This is a genomic window from Rheinheimera gaetbuli (assembly GCF_054781935.1).
This window is the reverse complement of the sequence record NZ_BAAGTL010000012.1, coordinates 61,336-80,653: the sequence shown is the minus strand read 5'-3', so window position 1 is coordinate 80,653 and position 19,318 is coordinate 61,336. Positions and strand designations below refer to the sequence as shown.

General features: G+C 47.0%; 13 protein-coding genes and 1 other RNA gene. 3 read left to right on the top strand and 11 right to left on the bottom strand.

Annotated features, from left to right (window positions below):
- Positions 1-19: 19 nt before the first annotated feature.
- From ACYVIC_RS11055 to ACYVIC_RS11005, 11 genes are all read right to left on the bottom strand, one after another.
- Entirely contained in the window at positions 20-1,774 is a 1,755-nt protein-coding gene (locus tag ACYVIC_RS11055; protein ID WP_460859905.1) for an ATP-binding protein, read from the bottom strand.
- Between the two features lie 15 nt (positions 1,775-1,789).
- Positions 1,790-2,977 (bottom strand): restriction endonuclease subunit S, encoded by a 1,188-nt coding sequence (locus ACYVIC_RS11050; RefSeq protein ID WP_460859903.1) that lies wholly within the window; start codon positions 2,975-2,977, stop codon positions 1,790-1,792.
- Complete coding sequence (locus tag ACYVIC_RS11045; RefSeq protein WP_460859902.1) at positions 2,974-4,515, bottom strand: class I SAM-dependent DNA methyltransferase; 1,542 nt, start codon at positions 4,513-4,515, stop codon at positions 2,974-2,976. The genes ACYVIC_RS11050 and ACYVIC_RS11045 overlap by 4 nt, the downstream gene beginning before the upstream one ends.
- A gap of 25 nt (positions 4,516-4,540) precedes the next feature.
- Complete coding sequence (locus ACYVIC_RS11040; protein ID WP_460859900.1) at positions 4,541-7,969, bottom strand: DEAD/DEAH box helicase family protein; 3,429 nt, start codon at positions 7,967-7,969, stop codon at positions 4,541-4,543.
- 55 nt (positions 7,970-8,024) lie between these two features.
- The gene (locus tag ACYVIC_RS11035; RefSeq protein WP_460859899.1) at positions 8,025-9,527 is read right to left on the bottom strand and encodes a sigma-54 interaction domain-containing protein; all 1,503 of its coding nucleotides are present in this window, start codon (positions 9,525-9,527) and stop codon (positions 8,025-8,027) included.
- 231 nt (positions 9,528-9,758) lie between these two features.
- Complete coding sequence (gene gcvP, locus ACYVIC_RS11030; RefSeq protein WP_460859897.1) at positions 9,759-12,650, bottom strand: aminomethyl-transferring glycine dehydrogenase; 2,892 nt, start codon at positions 12,648-12,650, stop codon at positions 9,759-9,761.
- Positions 12,651-12,735: 85 nt separating this feature from the next.
- Positions 12,736-13,122 carry a glycine cleavage system protein GcvH gene (gene gcvH, locus ACYVIC_RS11025; protein ID WP_173499598.1) on the bottom strand — a complete coding sequence of 129 codons (387 nt, stop codon included), beginning with the start codon at positions 13,120-13,122 and terminating at the stop codon, positions 12,736-12,738.
- Between the two features lie 57 nt (positions 13,123-13,179).
- The gene (gene gcvT, locus ACYVIC_RS11020; RefSeq protein WP_460859895.1) at positions 13,180-14,259 is read right to left on the bottom strand and encodes a glycine cleavage system aminomethyltransferase GcvT; all 1,080 of its coding nucleotides are present in this window, start codon (positions 14,257-14,259) and stop codon (positions 13,180-13,182) included.
- Positions 14,260-14,449: 190 nt separating this feature from the next.
- Positions 14,450-15,673, bottom strand: coding sequence for an FAD-dependent monooxygenase (locus tag ACYVIC_RS11015; protein WP_460859894.1), 1,224 nt, complete (start codon positions 15,671-15,673; stop codon positions 14,450-14,452).
- Positions 15,674-16,849 (bottom strand): 2-octaprenyl-6-methoxyphenyl hydroxylase, encoded by a 1,176-nt coding sequence (gene ubiH / locus ACYVIC_RS11010; RefSeq protein ID WP_460859892.1) that lies wholly within the window; start codon positions 16,847-16,849, stop codon positions 15,674-15,676.
- Positions 16,849-17,418: a UPF0149 family protein gene (locus ACYVIC_RS11005; RefSeq protein WP_460859890.1), complete on the bottom strand. Its 570-nt coding sequence runs from the start codon at positions 17,416-17,418 to the stop codon at positions 16,849-16,851. Before ACYVIC_RS11005 ends, ubiH begins: the two co-directional genes overlap by 1 nt.
- Positions 17,419-17,625: 207 nt before the next feature.
- Between ACYVIC_RS11005 and ssrS the strand changes: the two genes are divergently transcribed.
- From ssrS to rpiA, 3 genes are all read left to right on the top strand, one after another.
- A non-coding RNA gene (gene ssrS, locus ACYVIC_RS11000) (6S RNA) lies at positions 17,626-17,810 on the top strand.
- Positions 17,811-17,874: 64 nt separating this feature from the next.
- Entirely contained in the window at positions 17,875-18,465 is a 591-nt protein-coding gene (locus ACYVIC_RS10995; protein WP_460859888.1) for a 5-formyltetrahydrofolate cyclo-ligase, read from the top strand.
- A gap of 189 nt (positions 18,466-18,654) precedes the next feature.
- Entirely contained in the window at positions 18,655-19,311 is a 657-nt protein-coding gene (gene rpiA, locus ACYVIC_RS10990; RefSeq protein ID WP_460859886.1) for a ribose-5-phosphate isomerase RpiA, read from the top strand.
- Positions 19,312-19,318 lie beyond the last annotated feature (7 nt).

Here is a 19,318-nt window from a genome sequence, read left to right as displayed (position 1 = left end):
ATCAGCAAAGAGTTAATAACTAAAAGTCTCTCTTATCATTGAGTAGCCATTGATATTGGCGACGCGCAGCTGAAATTAAATCTGGAAAGGTCATAATCAATACGTTAGGCTCTCGTCTTTCTTGAATCGGTAAATCATTACCTAAGCTCCCGCCTATTAAAATCACACTTATCTGTTTGTCGATACCATTTTGATGAAAATCATTCCTATAGCCTGTTGCTTGCTGATAATCCTCGAACTTTAACGAATGACTGGGACGTTTAAATTCAATCAACAAGCGTTCACCGTTCAAGTTTTCTGTAAGAAACAGATCTGGCCGTTTATCAGCCCGATCACCAACGTATTTTCGCTCTAAATAGTTTTCTATCTGTTTTTTTAGGGTGATATTTGAACTGAATAAACTATATTGCACGCCAAAAAGCCAAAGGTTTTTCTCAATAGCTTTGTGAACATGAACTTCGAGCGTTTCTTTTTTCGCGCAGATTTCTTCAAGATAGTCCAGGAAGCGTAACCGGTTTACTGCCTGCTCAGCTACTAACGCCAATTCCACAAAGCCAAACTCTGCTAATGCTTCTGCAAAACGACCAACCTCCGAATGTTTAGCGTCATTTATGTGTTCCAGTACAACGCGATAATCGTTACGCTCTAAGGCATCTAATAAAACATTTACAATTGGCTCGAGCTTGTGTTCGGGTTCCTGATAAAAACGGTCTAGTATCTTCTTGATCGCTTGGTCAGCAAATTGTCTTCGGTTTTCGGGAAGTTTTGAGATTCTGTCTTTAGCCGCTTTGCGTAACCTCGCCTGAGCAAGGTGTATTTCTTGGCCAAACACTGTTTTTAGTTGTTCAAGCAGTAAAGGTTGAATCGTAGCAATAAGCTCTCTTTCGGTTGCACTTCCCTCAATGATTGAGCCCCAATCGGCAGTTACATCATCGGAGCAGTCAGTGAGCTCTACCTCGCCATAGCACTTTTCCATTAACTTCCGGGGAATATCATCAACTTTCTCTAAGCCGAAAAAGCTCGGATCACCTACAACCTTGCCATCAATCCGAACAATTATGCCAGGCTTCCGAATTTTACGTTTCTGATCACTTATGGTGCAGCGAAACTTAACTTGGCTACCTTTAAAATTAATAGAGTGCTCATTGTATTGACCTTGCAGATCATCAACATCTAATGACTTGCCATTAATAACAATATTGAATCCATCTTCTCGTCCATAGTCCGCAAATAAAATCTGTTTTAACTCATGCTCGTTGGGGAACCGTTGCGTCTGATTCAGTTCGGAAAGACTGATCCGTGTCCCATTAAGTGACTGACTAATACTTGCTTCAGTTATTTCCAAAGGCATTTCAGGGAGTGCTTGGTAACTTTCAAGAAGCATTTTATCAAGGCAAAACTTTGAAAGTTTTCCTCTGGTCCAAGTTTCTAATTTCATCGATGTCGCAAACATTAAACCCGCAAACTTACCAATTCCTTTACGGCCTTTAACTTTGCGCTTCAATGTAGGAGTTAGATCACCGCTACGGTCACGTCGATTTCGAGCAACATTCAAATATTCGCTCTCCAACTCATTCAAAGTCATACCTGAACCATTATCTTCAACGATAACAGCATCACCGCTCAGAGGTTCAGGAATCATTATGTCAACACGAGTAGCTTCAGCATCCCATGCATTATCAATTAATTCCTTTAACGCTTTTTCCGGCGAGCGGTAGTTTTCGCTTAGTAAATAAGCTAAACGTGTATCGACCTTGAATGAGCTTTTACTCATATAACGATATCCTTTCTAAAGTTTTCCTGCGAAGGCTTTTTGACTCAACGAGTCAAACAAAGTCACTAATTCCCTCAAAGCAAATTCATGTACTTTAACCTTTTCCTTTGCAGAAACAACGATATCTCGAAACTTATCTTGCAGCCCTACTGGCGGCAGCATAATGGGGATGTTCTGCATTTCCTGAGCATTGATATTTGCCATCCCTACGATACTTTTGCACATGTTCTGCAATGTTGCTTTACCGTGAGTAGAGTTTAAATATGCTGAGAGGTAATAAGTGTTTCCTGCTGCGTTAGTTCGTACCCTTATTAAGTATCCGGCGAAGGCTGCTGGCTCATCCAGATCATACACTGCGGTTTTACCAACTAATTCTTTACTGTTTGTCCTGTTAAATAACAGGTCACTTTTTGACACCAAATATTTAGGCTTATCGGACTCACTAAGGTTAATATATTTTAAATCTGTCATATCTAGCGCACCTTCGTATGTGATATTGCCCATACGAAGCATCGGATAATCGGCAATTTCCTCAGATGCTTTTGCTGAAGATCCGTAATTTGCCGTTTCAACAAGCTCACGAATCGTTCCAACAGGAAACCCTTTCGGATTAGTCACCGGATCGCCAAACATCTCCAAAAACACGGCACGGAGGAAGTCGTCGGCGAGTTGGATGGCCTGTTGGCGTTTGCGGCGGATGGCGTCGGCTTTGTCCAGTATCGCGGCAATACGTTTTTGCTCGGCTAGTGGTGGGAGCGGGATTTCAATAGCTCTGATAAGAGGCATATTTAAACCAGCGCGATCTTTATCACCAGTAATGTTCCTAATCTGCTGGTATTGCGACTTTAAATAATAAAACAGGTACTCGGAAGATAGTTGTTCAGGGTTATTCGGATTGATAGACACAATTGACTGATTACATGTTGCGCCATCTATGCGAAGTAGTGCTACTGTACCCCGAGTTTTACCTTGTCCATTTAGTGCTATCAGTACGCTATCCTTCGGAAGATAACGTGCGTTGCTATTCTCAACAGCAAGTTGAGTTATCCTTTTTTCACACTCGTATATTTCACCTTTGTGGATATCGCCAGAGACTATCCAAGGAACATCACCGTTGTCATAGTATTGTGGCTCAGTTGTTTTAGGCGTTCCACCAGTCATCAATGAGCAAAGCTCTCCAATCCTCACCATCGGCCAACTCACAGCATGGCCTCCAGCGCTTTTAAATCCGCCAGAATATCGTTTTCCAGCGCAACCAGCTTATTTAGGATCACTTTGGGATCATCATACTTCTGTTCCGCATATACCACTTGCTTATAGCGGTTTATGGATAAGTCGTACTTATTAGCGGCAATTTCGGCTTTGCTTACCCAAAAGGCCTTTTGCGCGCGATCGTTTTGCTCGGTGTCGGCAATGGCTTTATCCCGCGCTTTATACCCGGCCACTAACGCTGGCAAGTCGTTGTCTTTTATTGGTGTGCGCTTATCGTCCAGGCTAAAGCCGTCGGCTTGTACATCGTAAAACCAGACGTGGTCGGTGCGTGAGCCTTTGGTGATAAACAAGATGGCGGTAGACACACCGGCATAAGGTTTGAATACACCAGAGGGCAATGACACGACTGCTTGCAGCTCGTTATTTTCAACAATGTGCTGACGTAGTTGCTGGTGCGCGTTTGACGAGCCAAATAGCACACCATCTGGCACGATAATCGCTGTTTTGCCGCCATTTTTCAGTAAACGTAGTATTTGCGCAACAAACAATAGCTCGGTTTTCTTGGTTTTAACCATGCGTAAGATTGCTGGGTCTACGTCTTCTTCATCCAACGAACCTTTAAACGGCGGGTTAGCAATACACATGGTGTACGCATCTTTACTCTGGGTTGGGAAGCGCTCGGTGAAGCTGCCGCTTAACGTATCCTGGTAATGTACGTCGGGTTCAGTCACGCCGTGCATCACCAGGTTCATTGCAGCGATACGCAGCATGGTAGTATCGAAGTCAAAGCCGTGGAACATGTCGGTATTTACATGGTCACGATGTTCAACCAACCGGTCGCCACTATAAATTTTGACCTGCTGCTGTTCACCATTCTCATTAATTATGGTTTCAAAATGTATCCCCTCTGGCGAGGTATACTTTTCTACCAGGTACTCATAGGCAACCGTTAAGAAACCAGCAGTACCGCAGCTAGGGTCGACAATGCGATCGTCAACCTTTGGATCCAACATTTCGACCATAGCGCGGATAATATGCCGTGGTGTACGGAACTGGCCATTAATGCCCGCTGTGGTTAGCTTGCTTAGCAGGTACTCGTACAAGTCGCCTTTGGTGTCGCTATCTTCTAGTGGCAACTTATTGATCATCTCGACAGCGGATTCCATCAACGTCGGTTTTTGGATCATGCACTGAGCATCTTTCATAAACTCGGCAAATAGCGAGCCCTCACCCGACGCTGATTTAAAGTGCGGGAACACTTCATCCCGCACCAGCTTTAGCATAGTGTCTTTGTCTTGATGAATTAACCGATGCCAGCGAATATGTTGTTGGTCGTCGTTAAAGCGACGCTTAAATGCAATACCACGTAGCTTGGCGCGTTTTTCATCGCGCTGTTCGTGTAGATCTAATAAACGGGCGTACATTAAAAAGGTAATTTGCTCAATCACCGTCAATGGGTTAGCAATGCCACCAGTCCAAAATTCTTCCCATAATTTGTTGATATCGCTTTTTAATTTACCAGTGATCATAAAATCTCTTATTTAAATGCAGCTGTTAAAGTACGGTTTGTTGTCTGGCCGCCATTTGGTCTTTAGTCAATGGCATAGGCAGTTCTAAGGTTTTTAGTAGCGAGAATACCTCTTCTTCCGAAGTGCCTAAAATGCCCTCATAAATTTTGTTGTAAGGCGCCTGGTCTAAATCTGCCATTTTTATGCCGCCACTGCGGGCGATATGGCCAACTAGCATGTCAATTACCCGCATTGCCTGCGGTGGCATACGATGCTTTTGCAACAATGCAGTAAAGCTTTGCTCAATGTACTTTGCATCCATGCCCACTATGCTGCGCAGCAACTTATCAAGGGGCTCTGTTGTGTCTGGATAGAAGGTTTTAAGCGTCTCAATATCCAAATCGGCGTATTTCGCGTGAATGATACCGTTTAACTGAGCAATTTCATTTACTGTTACAGCTATACCCTGACGTATTTTTTGAATTACAGGGTTACTGTCAAAAATCGGCTGAAGTGCTTCCTGCACCTTTTGCTGATAGATTTTGTAATCTACGGTGTGAATATTAGCCGCTCTGGTTTTATATTCGGTGTGCTGATCATGTTCTTTAATATCAGTATATTTAGGGCCTGGATTTGGCGGCACTAATTCACCTTCCAGCAAATACATAATTTCACGCAGCGCCAGTCTGTGCTGCTCTAGCTGTTCAAACGTGATGCTTTGCCAGTTGTTGCTGTCCATCAGAAACTTAATTTCATCGGCATGAGCCTGAACTTGCGCGACATTTTTGGGTAGCCGTTCCAACACGCTTTGTACTTCAAATTTATTTGAAGCAATAGCCTGCGGGTTAAGCAACAGCACAGTTTGAGTTTGCGCTATGAGGCAATCCCAGCGAAACGCTTTACTCTGGCCTTTAATTGGCAGCCAATCCATCAACGGCGCTATATCTGCCTCCAGCATAGCGACTGTCGATTTGGCAAACTGCTTAAGCAATGCTAAATCAGTTAACTTCTCTACCTTACCCCAATGATCACGCACATTGATGTTGCGGGTATCAAGCGACTTTATATCTTGTTGTACTAGCTTGATCGCAGTGTCAAACGCCGATAGCTCCAATTTAGCTAATGCTGTCGCCGCTAATTGCAAACGTAATTCAAAGCGCTTTTGAGCCAATGATTTGCTAGTTGATGGTTCAACTTCCTCGTAGTGAAACTCGAAGTAATCAAAGTTGTTCCAGTGATCAAAAATCAAAAAGCGGGTTTTGTCCTGGCCTTCGCCAAACAGGTTTTTACACAGGCGGGTTCCGCGGCCAATCATCTGCCAAAACTTCACTTTGGATTTTACTGGTTTGGCAAAGACCAAATTGACGACACTTGGCACATCGATGCCGGTATCTAACATATCCACCGAGATTGCCAGTGTAATTGGATCCGGTAGTGATGGATCGGCAGCTTTTTCTTCTTCCGTAATTTTAAACTGATCGATGAGCGCCTCTGCACGTGGTTCGTCGGAGTGGATCACTTCACAAAAGCCGTTACTCAGTTCCGGATACATCTCATCGAACAGTTCTTTTAATGAACGAGCATGGTCAATACGACGCGCAAAGATAATTGATTTACCGATCAACTGGTTGTCTTTATCTTTGATGCCATTTTCCATAAGATTGCGCAGCACTTTACGGTTGGTATCTTTGTTTAGTATCGCTTTATCTATCTCTGCCGACTCGAATTCAAACTCATTTGGATCCTCGCCCTGAGCTTCTAATTCCGCAATTTGCTCATCCGTAAGCGAGCGCTGGTTCATACCTTCGCGCATAAACTTGGTAGTCATGGTGACGATTTCGAACGGCACCAAATGCCCCTCTTCAATGGCTTTTTCTAACGGGTAGTTAGCGGTTGGGTCTTTATAACCGCATTCGAACAGACTACAAGTTGAGCGCGAGACCATCTCCACAGGCGTAGCCGTTAACCCCACTTGCAAGCAATCGAAGTATTTAAACAGGTTACCGAATACGTTATAAATTGAGCGGTGCGATTCGTCGGCAATAATAAGGTCGAAATAACCGACATCAAATTTCTCGTAAATACTCATCATTCCTGGGTACGTGGCAATAAAAACCCTGGCAGTGTCCTGGTATTTTTTATCGCTCTTGCCAACCACATAAGGCTTTGCGCCCAGGAACTCAACAAAGGCTTTATCAGCTTGTTTGCGCAGCTCTTTACGGTCACATAAAAACAGAATGCGTTTAACCCATTTCGCATCCATCAGTGATTTTGCCAAGGCAATTGATACTCGGGTTTTCCCGGTACCCGTAGCTTGCACTACTAACGCTTTGCGACGTTTAAGCTCAAAGGTTTCGTGCACACGAGAGATGGTTTCCATCTGATAGCGACGGCCGGCAATATCTTTATCAATCGCTACTTCAGTAAGTTTTTTCTTTTCAATGCGCTGAAACTTAACCAGGTGCTGAAGTGAGCTTCTAGAATAAAAGCCGTAAATTCTACGCGGCGGGTAACCTTGTACATCGTCCCAGATGTAGATGTCATGCCCATTGGTATAAAACATCACCGGGCGTTGGCCGTATTGCTTTTCTAGCGCATTAGCGTAATCCTTTGCCTGCTTTTTGCCGATACGGGCATCTTTGGCAGTTTTTTTAGCTTCAACAACAGCCAATGGCAAGCCATCTTCGTCCCAAAGCACGTAATCAACATAGCCTTTACCGGTCTCTGTTGGCTGATGCTGCACTTCAATTTCCTGTCCAACCTGCTCGGTAGACTTGTTGTTATCTGCAACATCCCAACCGACATCTCTCAACTCTAAATCAATCAGATATTTGCGCGTTTCGGCTTCGTTGAGATTAAGCGTATTTGTGACAGCCTGGCTGTTGTTAGCAAAGGCCATAAACATCGGCTCGTTGCGAACAGCAATGGTTTGTTTCGATTCCGCCAGAAGCTTTTGATTAGCTTGCCGCTGCTGTTCAAGCTCTGACATGGCTTGTTTATACAGTGCATCTTTTTGTTCGAGCTTTTTTTGCAAGCGGTTAGTTGGCGACACATCTGCGGTAAATTCAATAAAAGCCGGTACTACATCGGCTTTAACCTGGTGGTAACTGCAATAAAACCACACCCCCAGCTGATAACATTCTTTGACCGCAAATACAGCATCTTTGTCAGTGCCTTTATTTTCGTGAGCAGCTTTATTACCCAGGTTTTTAACGACATGGAATTTATCCAGAATGGCAGCGCCTGCTAACTGAGCAAAATCACTACCAACTAACTTATCGTTAAATGAAGCTTTAGGCAGGCAAGGCAAGTTAAGCGTTTGGTAAATGAAATTCACCATAAACTCGCCGTACGAACGAAGTTTAATCAATGCACTTTGAGGGTCGCTAAATGCGTACTCTTCAGCATAAGCGCCAAAATTAGCAAGTTCTGGCCAATTTTTTCGTAAAAACTCAAAATTCATCGATTGCTTCATTCCACAGTATTCCTTTCCACCTATGGGCAACTTTGGTGCCAATACTAATCTGGCTTTATTTTTCTATTTTTATTCCTAACCGGTTCATCCAGTTGGTCAGCGTTTGATGATCTTTCAAACCCAACATTTGCGTCGCGTGTTTTTTAACATTACCGCTGGCTTTCAATGCTGCTTCTATGTATTTTTTTTGAATATTATCAGTTATTTGGTATAAATCGACTTTATCATGATATGCCAATGTAACATGCTCATCGACTGAAGCTTTTGCCACCGACAACATCACATCTGCCAACTCCGCTGCTCCAATTTCAGCTTTATCTGACCACAAAAAAGCGCGATTAAGTGTGCTCCAAAGCTCACGGATGTTGCCCGGCCACGGTTGGCTTAAAATAAAATTCATTCCATCTTCGGAAATTTTTTTACTTATATAACCAGGTTGTTTTACGCCGGCATTATTAATTTGCTGCGTGAGTTGCTGCACAATAATCGGCAGATCTGCAATTCTCTGTTTTAGAGACGGCAGCGTTATAATGCCAACAGCGAGGCGATAAAACAAATCTTCCCTAAAAGTGCCATCAGCCACCATCTGTTGCAGATTCTTATGGGTTGCGGCAACCACTCTTACATCAACAGTTTTGGTTTCAGTATCACCAAGTGGTGCTATTTCGCCTTGCTGCAATGCCCGTAGCAGCTTTACCTGAATATCAGGGCTTAGTTCACCAATCTCGTCGAGAAATAAAGTACCGCCATCAGCTTGTTCAAATACCCCAGGATAATCTTGGTTAGCGCCGGTAAAGGCACCTTTTTTGTGACCAAATAAAATGGATTCCACCAATGTTGGTGCTAGTGCGCCACAATTAATGGTTTTAAGAGGTTTGTTGGCTCTGAAGCTAGCTTTATGAATGGCTTTGGCCATCTCCTCCTTACCGGTACCTGTTTCACCTAAAATAAGGGCCGGAACTTCAGAGGCGGCTAACCGCTTTGCTCTGCTAACAACAGCTTGCATGTTATCTGAGACGCAGGTTATTGCAGAAAATGCCGCATCAAGCTTGGGGGCTGATGCAGCTTTTGAGGCAATGTGCCGTGCCGCGGACTTGGTATACTCCAGGCTGAAGTCTATCGGCACATCGACTTTGAGAACTTTATTTTCAGGCGTTACCTGCATAAAGCGAACATTGGGTTTACCTTTACCGATTAGCACTGACAAAGTCGTCATGGCAGACGTACCAGAGGTTAGGTTAACCACCAACGTTTCCGATTCTTCAGATAATTTTCCGATCCACTTTTCGGTTTCTTTAGCAATTGAGTGATAGTCTATTGGGCTGTCAATATGGGCTTGCTTGACCACAACATCTGCTTCTTGCCGACGAGCATGCGCTAGCTTCTTTTGAATAAACTGCTCGAAACGCCCCCACACCTCTTCACGGTGATTCGATAAGATCACGATTTTATCGAACTGAAGATCAGACTTCGCCGCGATAGCTGAAATAGCCGCATGCTTGTCCAGCTCCATATTTTCGATGTCTTTATTACCAAGCCAGGTTAACAGTGTGTGCAAAGTAACAGTCTCATATCGGGTAAACTATTGTAATTGATATTACCTGAAATAAACTTTTTTACACGGCTAGATTTGCATTAATTTAGAGAAAGGTTTTAATGTAAGTCGCTAATAGAAAAGGGCCTTTCGGCCCTTTTTCTTAAGGTTTTCGTTTAGTCACAAACTTAATTAAAGTCACAAACTTAATTAAAGCAGTCACAAACTTAATTACACGCTGACAAAATTAAGCGCTTAGCGATACGCTTCCGGGCTTGGGCATGAGCAAATCAGGTTACGGTCGCCGTATACGTCGTCGATACGGGTAACCGTTGGCCAGAACTTGTTCTCTGCCACGAAAGCTGCCGGGAAGGCGGCGTACTGGCGCTCGTAGGCACGGTCCCATGCCGGGTCGAAAATGTCTTGCATGGTATGCGGTGCGTAGGCCAGCGGATTGTTGTCTACTGTCCACTCGCCGGCTTCTACCTTGGCAATCTCGCTGCGGATGGTGCTCATCGCTTCGATAAACTTATCCATCTCAGCTTTGCTTTCAGACTCGGTTGGCTCAATCATCAGCGTGCCGGCTACCGGGAAGCTCATGGTTGGTGAGTGATAACCAAAGTCCATTAAGCGCTTGGCAATGTCCATCTCGGTAATGCCGCTGGCTTCTTTTAACGGGCGAATGTCGATAATACATTCGTGCGCCACGCGGCCGTTAGTGCCGCGGTACAATACCGGGAATAACGGGTCGAGCTTGTTTGCCATGTAGTTAGCATTCAGGATGGCGTATTCTGTGGCTTGCTTTAAGCCCTCGCCGCCCATCATGGCAATGTACATCCAGCTGATTGGCAATATGCCGGCGCTGCCAAACGGCGCGGCTGAAACTGCGCCGTTAGCCGCATCGGTACCGTCAATTTTAACCACAGCATGGTTAGGCAGGAACGGCGCCAAATGGCTTTTCACACCGATAGGACCCATGCCCGGGCCACCACCACCGTGCGGAATACAGAAAGTTTTGTGCAGGTTTAAGTGCGATACGTCGGAGCCGATAAAGCCAGGTGAAGTTACGCCCACCTGCGCATTCATGTTAGCGCCATCCATATACACCTGACCGCCGTAGCTGTGAACCACGTCGCACAGTTCACGGATACTCTCTTCAAATACACCATGAGTAGACGGATAAGTTACCATGATGGCCGCTAAGCGATCGCCTACTTCTGCTGCCTTGGCTTTTAAATCGGCCATGTCGATATTGCCAGATTTATCACAATCTACCAGTACGACGTCATAGCTGGCCATAGCGGCTGTAGCCGGGTTGGTACCGTGCGCCGATACAGGTATTAAACAGATATTGCGGTGCCCCTCGCCACGGCTTTCGTGATACTTACGAATTGCCAGCATACCGGCATACTCACCCTGGGCACCCGAGTTAGGCTGCATAGAGATATTGTCATAACCGGTGATGTTTACCAGCCAGTCGCCAAGCTCGGTTATCATCTCGTAGTAACCGTCGGCCTGATCACGTGGCACAAAAGGATGCAGTGAGGCAAACTCAGGCCAGGTAATTGGGATCATCTCTGCCGTAGCATTTAGCTTCATGGTGCATGAACCCAATGAAATCATCGAATGGTTCAAGGCTAAATCTTTGTTTTCCAGCTTTTTGATGTAACGCAGCATCTCTGTCTCAGAGTGATACTGGTTAAATACCGGATGGCCAAGCACGCTGTCGGTGCGCATGACATCGGCCGGAATAGACTTGCTGCCATTGGCAACAATAGCGCTGTCCAGAATATCTACGCTTAAACCGTGATCAGTACCAAGCACGATATCAAACAATTGAGCAATATCAGCGCTGTTATTAGCTTCGCTGAAACTTACCGCCAGACAATCGGCCATGTCGGTACGCAGGTTGACACCTGCGGCCAGCGCACGGCTGACAACCGCAGCGCGATCGCTAACCTTAAAACTTACCGTGTCAAACCAATGTGCATTTACCAGCTCAACCCCTTTGGCGGCTATGCCGGCAGCAAAAATATCCGCACTGCGGTGAATACGCTCAGCGATATTTTTCAGACCTTGCGGGCCATGATATACGGCGTAGAACGAGGCGATATTTGCCAACAGCACCTGAGCAGTACAAATGTTCGAGTTGGCTTTTTCACGGCGGATATGCTGCTCGCGGGTTTGCATCGCCATACGCAGTGCACTGTTGCCACGACGGTCTTTCGACACGCCGATAATGCGTCCTGGCATAGAGCGCTTGTATGCGTCACGGGTGGCAAAAAAGGCAGCATGTGGGCCACCAAAGGCCATAGGTACGCCAAAACGTTGCGCCGAGCCTAGCACAACATCAGCACCAAGCTGACCCGGTGATTTTAACAGCATTAAGGCCATAGGATCCGTTGCCACTGCAACAATGGCTTTTTTCGCCTGCAGCGCTGCAATTAAGGCGCTGTCGTTGCGAATATCGCCGTTAGTGGTTGGAAACTGAATTAAGGCACCAAAAACATCTTGTTCAGCGGCATCGGCAGCCTTACCCACCAGGATGTCGAAGCCAAACATTTCGGCGCGGGTTTTTACCACGTCGATAGTCTGCGGATGCACATCATCGGCAATAAAATACAGGTTAGATTTGCTCTTGGTTACCCGTTTGGCCAATGCCATGGCTTCAGCGGCAGCAGTGGCTTCGTCCAGCAGTGAGGCGCTTGCCAGCTCCATACCGGTTAAATCCAGTGTCAGCGTTTGAAAGTTTAGCAAGGCTTCAAGGCGGCCTTGGGCAATTTCAGGCTGATAAGGCGTATACGCAGTATACCAGCCAGGGTTTTCCAGCACGTTCCGCAAAATAACATTTGGCGTTAGCGTTGGGTGATAGCCCATACCAATGTACGATTTGAACATTTTGTTCTTGCCAGCCACCTGCTTTAAGTGCGCCAGAGCGTCAGCTTCGGTGCGTGCCTGGCCGGTCGACAGTGGTGTTGGCAAACGGATATCAGCAGGCACTGTCTGCGCAATCAGCGTTTCCAGGCTGTCAACGCCCAGTTCGCTTAACATCGCGGCAGTTTCAGCTGCATCCGGGCCAATATGGCGCTGAATAAATTCTTCGTGGTTCGCAAGTTGCGACAGGGTTTTCACAGCGGAGTTGGTCATGCCTTGAATGTCCTGGTAAGGTTTCGTTGCTACTAAAGTTAAGCCCCGTAAAAATACGGGGCTTAAGCGGGGTTTGATCAGTTAATTACTCGTCAATCGAGTTTTTATAGCCTTCAGCGTCTAACAGCGCTGATAACTCTGCGGTATCAGACACTTTAATTTTAAACATCCAGCCATCTTCATACGGGTTGCTGTTCACCAGCTCAGGTGAATCTGCTAAGGCTTCATTTACTTCAACAATTTCACCTGACAGTGGCGCATAAATGTCAGAAGCCGCTTTTACAGACTCAGCTACCGCGCAGTCGTCGCCCTGCGTTACGCTATCACCTACTTCAGGCAGTTCAACAAATACCATATCACCCAGCAAGCCCTGCGCATGCTCTGTAATACCTACAGTGTAGATACCGTTACCGTCGTCGCGTGCCCACTCATGGCTGCTGGCATATTTTAATGTGTTAGGAATCGAGCTCATTGTTTAATCCTTAGCTGGTATTCTGTATTTAGTTTGGTTTTTGATCACTTTGACAGTTTAGATGACTTTTTTGCCCATACGCACAAAAGCCGGTTTAACCACTTTAACCGGCACCATCTTACCGCGAATATCTACTTCGGCTGCGTCGCCCACTGTAGCTGGCACCCTCGCCATCGCTATACTATAGCCAAGGGTGGGTGAAAAAGTACCCGAGGTAATTTCACCTTCACCGCCCTCTACCACTACGCGCTGACCGTGGCGCAGAACGCCTTTGGCTTCCATTACCAGCCCTACCAGCTTAAAGGTGCCATCAGCTTTGTGCTGCTCTATCGCCTTGCGACCGATAAAGTTACGATCTTCCGGTGTCCAGGCAATAGTCCAGCCCATATTGGCAGCCAAGGGTGATACGGTTTCGTCCATATCCTGGCCGTATAGGTTCATGCCGGCTTCTAAGCGCAAGGTGTCACGTGCACCTAAACCGGCGGGGGCAACACCGGCGTCCAGCAGCTTTTGCCAAAAATCGGCCGCCTGCTCATTTGGCAGGGCAATTTCATAACCGTCTTCACCGGTATAACCGGTAGTGGCAATAAATAAGTCACCAGCCTGCACACCAAAAAACGGTTTCATACCGGCGACGGCAGCTTGTTGCTCAGCAGTTAATAAGGTTGCGACCTTAGCTTTGGCATTTGGGCCCTGCACAGCAATCATGGCGAATTCAGGACGTTCAGTAACCGTAACAGCGAAAGCGGCAGCTTCTTTGGTGATATGGGCTAAGTCTTTTTCGCGGGTGGCAGAATTAACCACTAAACGGAAAAAATCTTCTTGCAGAAAATACACAATTAAGTCGTCAATTACGCCACCGGCTTCGTTTAACATGCCGCTGTAAAGCGCCTTACCCGGCACCGTCAGTTTTGCGACATCGTTGGCCAGTAAATAACGCAAAAAGGCGCGGGTTTGAGCGCCTTTTAAGTCAACAATTGTCATGTGAGATACGTCGAACATGCCGGCGTCGCCGCGCACAGCGTGATGCTCTTCAATTTGTGAGCCGTAGTTTATTGGCATATCCCAGCCAAAGAAGTCGACCATTTTGGCACCGGCTTCCAGGTGTTTGCCATGTAACGCAGTTTGATTGGCCATTGCTATTTCCTGCTTATTGTAAGGCCCGCAAGGCGCCGGAAATTCAGCGCTACAGCATAGTTATATGACAACTTATGCAGTATCAGCGGATAAAAAGGCAGCCGGATTATAACGCAAGGCAAGGCTGGCAAACAGCCCCTGATTAATTAGTTTTTGTAATGCGACAACCACAGCAACTAAAAAAACTAACTCAATCACTATGGGCTATTTTTGCCTTAGGCTGCGCCAGCTTTGGTAAGTCACCACTGTTACCAAGGGCTGCAGCGATAATTTTACTTTTTAGCCACGGTGCCCGGTTAATGCCGCTCATGCCAACAGCTCTTACCAGCTTAAGTATCGGCTGCTTATTACTGAAACCGCGTTTAAAAGCTTCCATCGCAACGATCAGTGTCTGGGCTTCGGCCTTGCGCCAGCGCTCATAGCGTCGCAGTAGCCGCTGCTCGCTAAAGTCATTACCGTCTTCAACCGCCTGCGTTATTAGTTCTGCTAATGCAGCAACATCCATCAGGCCTAAATTCATACCCTGGCCCGCCAGCGGGTGAATACTGTGCGCCGCATCGGCTACCAATATTGTGCGGCCGCGCAACCAACTGCTAGCGTAGCGCATTTTCAAACCAAACGCCTGCGGCGTATTGGCCAGTTGCAACACGCCCAACACACTGTTGCTGGCTGCTGTCAGGGCCTGATTAAATTGTTCTGCTGGCATAGCCAGTAGCTGTGCGGCACGCTCTGGCTTACAACTCCAAACAATAGAACACTGCTGTGTATCAGGCAGCGGTAAAAGTGCCAGAGGCCCTGTAGGTAAAAATACCTGCCTTGCGCAGTTTTGATGTGGCTGTGTGGTATTAACAGTAGCGACTATGGCCTGCTGTTCGTAATCCCAATGGGTTAAAGGCAGTTGCATAGTTTGACGTACCAAAGAATTTACGCCATCGGCGCCTACCAACAAGCGGCTTAATAGTAATTGCTGCTCATTAATGTTAATCAGTACATCACGCTCGCTTTGCTGCAGGCTGTTGATACTGCAGTTAAATTCAAAGTGCACATTATTATGCTTTTGCAATTGCTGATACAGCGCTAAACGAATTTGCTCGTTGTCACAAATATGGCCCAGCGCAGCAACCCCTTCGCTGGCGGCGTCAAATTCAATACGGGCAAAACTGTCAGTGTCCCACACCTGCATTTGCGTATAGGCCAACGCAGTGGCGGCAACAGCCGGCCAGGCACCAATATGGCTAAGCAAACGCTGGCTGGCTAAATTAAGCGCACTAACACGCTGGTGTGTTACTTTATCTGGCGCCGGGGCATTACCCTGCTCCAGTACTACGATGCTAAGGTTTAGTGGCGCCAGTAGCGCTGCCAGGGTTAAACCGGCACTACCGGCCCCGACTATGGTTATATCAACATTTTGCATTTAGCTGCGAAACCCCATTGCCTGCTCGGCCAGCGGCCGTTTTAATTCATCGCATAATGTCATAGCCAGCAAACCGGCGTTACGCGCCAATGCTACAACACGAGAACGGTTGGAGAACAACCTGACCAAGGCATCGGTTGCGGTACTTACGGTAGTAATATCCTTACTGCGCAGCTGCTGATAGGCACGTAACATAGCATAACCACCTATAGCGTCGGGCCGGGCCTGTATTTGCGCTACAAGCTGGGCAATATCGCGCAGCGCCAAATTAAAGCCCTGGCCGGCAATCGGGTGTAAATTGTGCAAGCTGTTACCCAGCAAAGCCACACGGTGGCGCACAATATTGCCGCTTAAACGTAAACTAAGCGGATAGCAGACGCGCTTGCCCGTCGCGGTAAATAATCCGGCACGGTAACCAAATGCTTGCTGTACGTGTTCAACAAAGGCGGCATCATCTAACTGCATTAACATCGGCACACTGCCATCTGCGGCGGTATACACCAGCGAATAACGCTGAGCAGTGAGCGGTAGCAAGGCTATTGGGCCATGCTCGGTAAAACGCTCAAACGCTCTGTGCTGATGCGGCGTATCCAGTGCCAGATTAGCGATAATAGCCTGCTGACCATACTGGCGCTCGGTAACATTAAAACCCGCCAGACTGCGACTGGGCGACTGGCCTCCCTCGGCAATAACCAATAATTTGGCCTGTAGCACCGTACCGTCATTTAGCGTGATGTGCTGGGCATCAACCATAGGTTGAAGCTGCGCAATAACATTAGGCGTAAAACGGGTTAACCCACGGCAATTGGCCAGCTTTTTTGCCAGCAGCGCACCTATATGCTCTACCTCTGCAACATAACCTAGCGCTTCCAGCTGATACTCAGCGGCACTTAGCTGGCTTTTACCAAAATGGCCACGATCAGACACCAGTATGTGCTCTATCGCACAGGTATCAGGTTTTAGTTCATGCCACAATTGCCAATGCGCCAGCAACTGACAGCTAGCGGCAGCTAAAGCAATACTGCGGCTGTCAAAGCTGGCTTGGCTTATCGGCTCAGCCTGCTGCTCAATAATGGCAATGCGTAACTCGGGCAAGGCCTGTAACAATGCCCAGGCCAATGTGCTTCCTGCCATGCCGCCACCGGCAATAACGACATCAAACTGGTTGGCCATCATTAATGTAAAGTCTTGTTAGTAGCAGGGCGGGCACCGAATTTTTGACCTACTTCCGTAAAACAGGCCAGCACCATAATACGGATATGTTCCAGCACCAGAAAATACGCTTCATCATTTTCTTCCGCGCTGCCATCGTCGGTGGTGTAAATGTCTATTTTAGTGACGTCGGTCAGTTGCTCTAATGCTTCGCGCACATCACCCGACACCAGAGATAAATCAGTTTGCACTATGGCAAAACCAACCAAAAACGCCTGCGTCCACTCCACCATCGCATCAAGACGCTCTGGCAAGCTGTCATCATCACCGGGCAGCAGCAACGAAAAACTAAAATCATTCTGCTTCAACTCAGTATTGGTGTGTTCTATCAGCGCCAGCACATCCGATTTCACAGTATTCGGCAATGCCTGACCGTCATTTAAAAAATCGTGCAGCACCGGCAACATCTGCTCGCCAGCAGGCTCTACACCGGCGCTTAGCAAACCCGCAATAAGGCCATGTACCTCAGCTGCCGAGGCCATAACATAGGCCTGCTCAAGCTTGTGGCTCCATTCATCATATGTTAGTAACATCTCGCCGCTCATACTCAATCACGTCTGCTACAAAATTGCTTTTATGCTACCACCAGCCGGGAGCTGCGCCAACTTTAGCTGCACAAAAGCTTATAAAGCGTAAAGCGTAAACAAAAGTTGCTGCAAAACCATGCAAGTAGCATAAACTGCGGTAAATCTGTGACGGTTTGACATATACAGCGCCCAAGGCGGTGTTATACTTACGTCAGTTCTCTGGGTTGTTGGTGATCAGGTAGATGTCCCTGAGCCGATAATTGTTTTTACCAAGGGATTCTTCTGCACTGCCAGTGTGCAAGCCCGGCCCGTACCGGGAAGCCTGAGGTAGTCATCTGACTCCCGCCTTGAACCTATGGTTCAAGGGCTGATATCAGACACGGCAATTCAGAGAACCTCTTTTCTTCTGCCCTGCTTCGGGCATACTAGCATGCTATAACAACAGCAACCGCAATATACCAAGTGTCAAACAACAACACACAGCGCCAACATTTGCGTAATCATATACGCCAGTTGAGGCGGCAGCTAAACGCTGATGCACAGCAACAGGCAGCGACAGCACTGACCACACAAGCACTGGCCTTACCACAGTTAGCCGCCAGCCAGCATATTGCGCTTTATCTGGCCAACGATGGCGAGCTGGATACCTTTGCGCTTATCCAGGCACTGTGGCTTCAAGGTAAAAAGGTGTATTTGCCGGTGCTGCATCCCTTTGTAGCAGGTTATCTGCTGTTTGTGCGTTACACCAAAGAGACTCTGCTGTACCCGAATAAATTCGGCATCCCCGAACCCTTGCCTGCCTGCCATCAATTACTGCCGGTGCAGCAACTGGATATTATTTTTACGCCACTGGTCGCTTTTGACGCTGCAGGCAACCGCCTCGGTATGGGCGGCGGTTTTTACGATCGCACCTTGTCGCAACTGCCGCCTGGCAGCCATTGCCAGATAATCGGCCTGGCACATGATTGCCAGCAAGTAACTGCCGTGCCCAGCGAAGCATGGGATATTCCGCTTAAACAAATTATTACGCCGGAAAAACATTTCCTGTTTTAACCGGCATACTTTTTCAAGGGGTCTACTTTTTCAAGGGGGCAGAACACTTGAAAGGCTCGACGCCCGGCAATTTCAAGTGTTCTGCCCCCTTGAAAAAACAGTTTTCGCCTTTTTCTTCTTTTACCCTTTTGTCGGCAAGTCCTTTCGATATAATATCCATCTGTATGGCTAAACGAATTTGGATCTGTAATGACACAAGATGAGATGAAAAAAAACGCCGCCTGGGCTGCACTGGAATATATCCCGCGCAATACCGTAGTAGGCGTTGGTACAGGATCAACGGTTAACCATTTTATCGACGCGCTGGCAAGCATTAAGCACGACATTAAAGGCGCAGTGTCCAGTTCGGTGCAGTCAACAGAAAAACTTAAAGCTCTGGGCATTAATGTGCTGGATTTAAACAGCATTGACAGCTTTAGTGTGTATGTTGATGGCGCTGATGAAATTAACGCACAAAAACACATGATTAAAGGCGGTGGCGCAGCGCTTACGCGGGAAAAAATTGTTGCGGCCGTTGCCGATACCTTTATCTGCATTGTTGACCAAAGCAAGCAGGTTGAGGTATTAGGTAAGTTTCCGCTGCCGGTCGAAGTTATACCCATGGCGGCCAGTTATGTAGCACGCGAGCTGGCTAAACTGGGTGGCAGGCCGGTAATGCGTGCCGGCGTAACCACCGATAATGGAAATGTTATTCTGGATGTACATGACCTTGCCATAACTGAGCCATTGGCGTTAGAACAACAAATTAATAATATTGTTGGCGTAGTAACCAACGGTATTTTTGCTCAGCGCGCAGCTAATATGGTGCTGGTAGGCAGTGCCGCTGGCACCAAAGTAATACGATAATAAACAG

Bases quoted from the DNA above. Each gene is read 5' to 3' on its own strand.
- ACYVIC_RS11055 (WP_460859905.1), bottom strand. From the start codon at position 1,774: ATGAGTAAAAGCTCATTCAAGGTCGATACACGTTTAGCTTATTTACTA.
- ACYVIC_RS11045 (WP_460859902.1), bottom strand. From the start codon at position 4,515: ATGATCACTGGTAAATTAAAAAGCGATATCAACAAATTATGGGAAGAA.
- ACYVIC_RS11040 (WP_460859900.1), bottom strand. From the start codon at position 7,969: ATGAAGCAATCGATGAATTTTGAGTTTTTACGAAAAAATTGGCCAGAA.
- gcvP (WP_460859897.1), bottom strand. From the start codon at position 12,650: ATGACCAACTCCGCTGTGAAAACCCTGTCGCAACTTGCGAACCACGAA.
- gcvH (WP_173499598.1), bottom strand. From the start codon at position 13,122: ATGAGCTCGATTCCTAACACATTAAAATATGCCAGCAGCCATGAGTGG.
- gcvT (WP_460859895.1), bottom strand. From the start codon at position 14,259: ATGGCCAATCAAACTGCGTTACATGGCAAACACCTGGAAGCCGGTGCC.
- ACYVIC_RS11015 (WP_460859894.1), bottom strand. From the start codon at position 15,673: ATGCAAAATGTTGATATAACCATAGTCGGGGCCGGTAGTGCCGGTTTA.
- ubiH (WP_460859892.1), bottom strand. From the start codon at position 16,849: ATGATGGCCAACCAGTTTGATGTCGTTATTGCCGGTGGCGGCATGGCA.
- ACYVIC_RS11005 (WP_460859890.1), bottom strand. From the start codon at position 17,418: ATGTTACTAACATATGATGAATGGAGCCACAAGCTTGAGCAGGCCTAT.
- rpiA (WP_460859886.1), top strand. From the start codon at position 18,655: ATGACACAAGATGAGATGAAAAAAAACGCCGCCTGGGCTGCACTGGAA.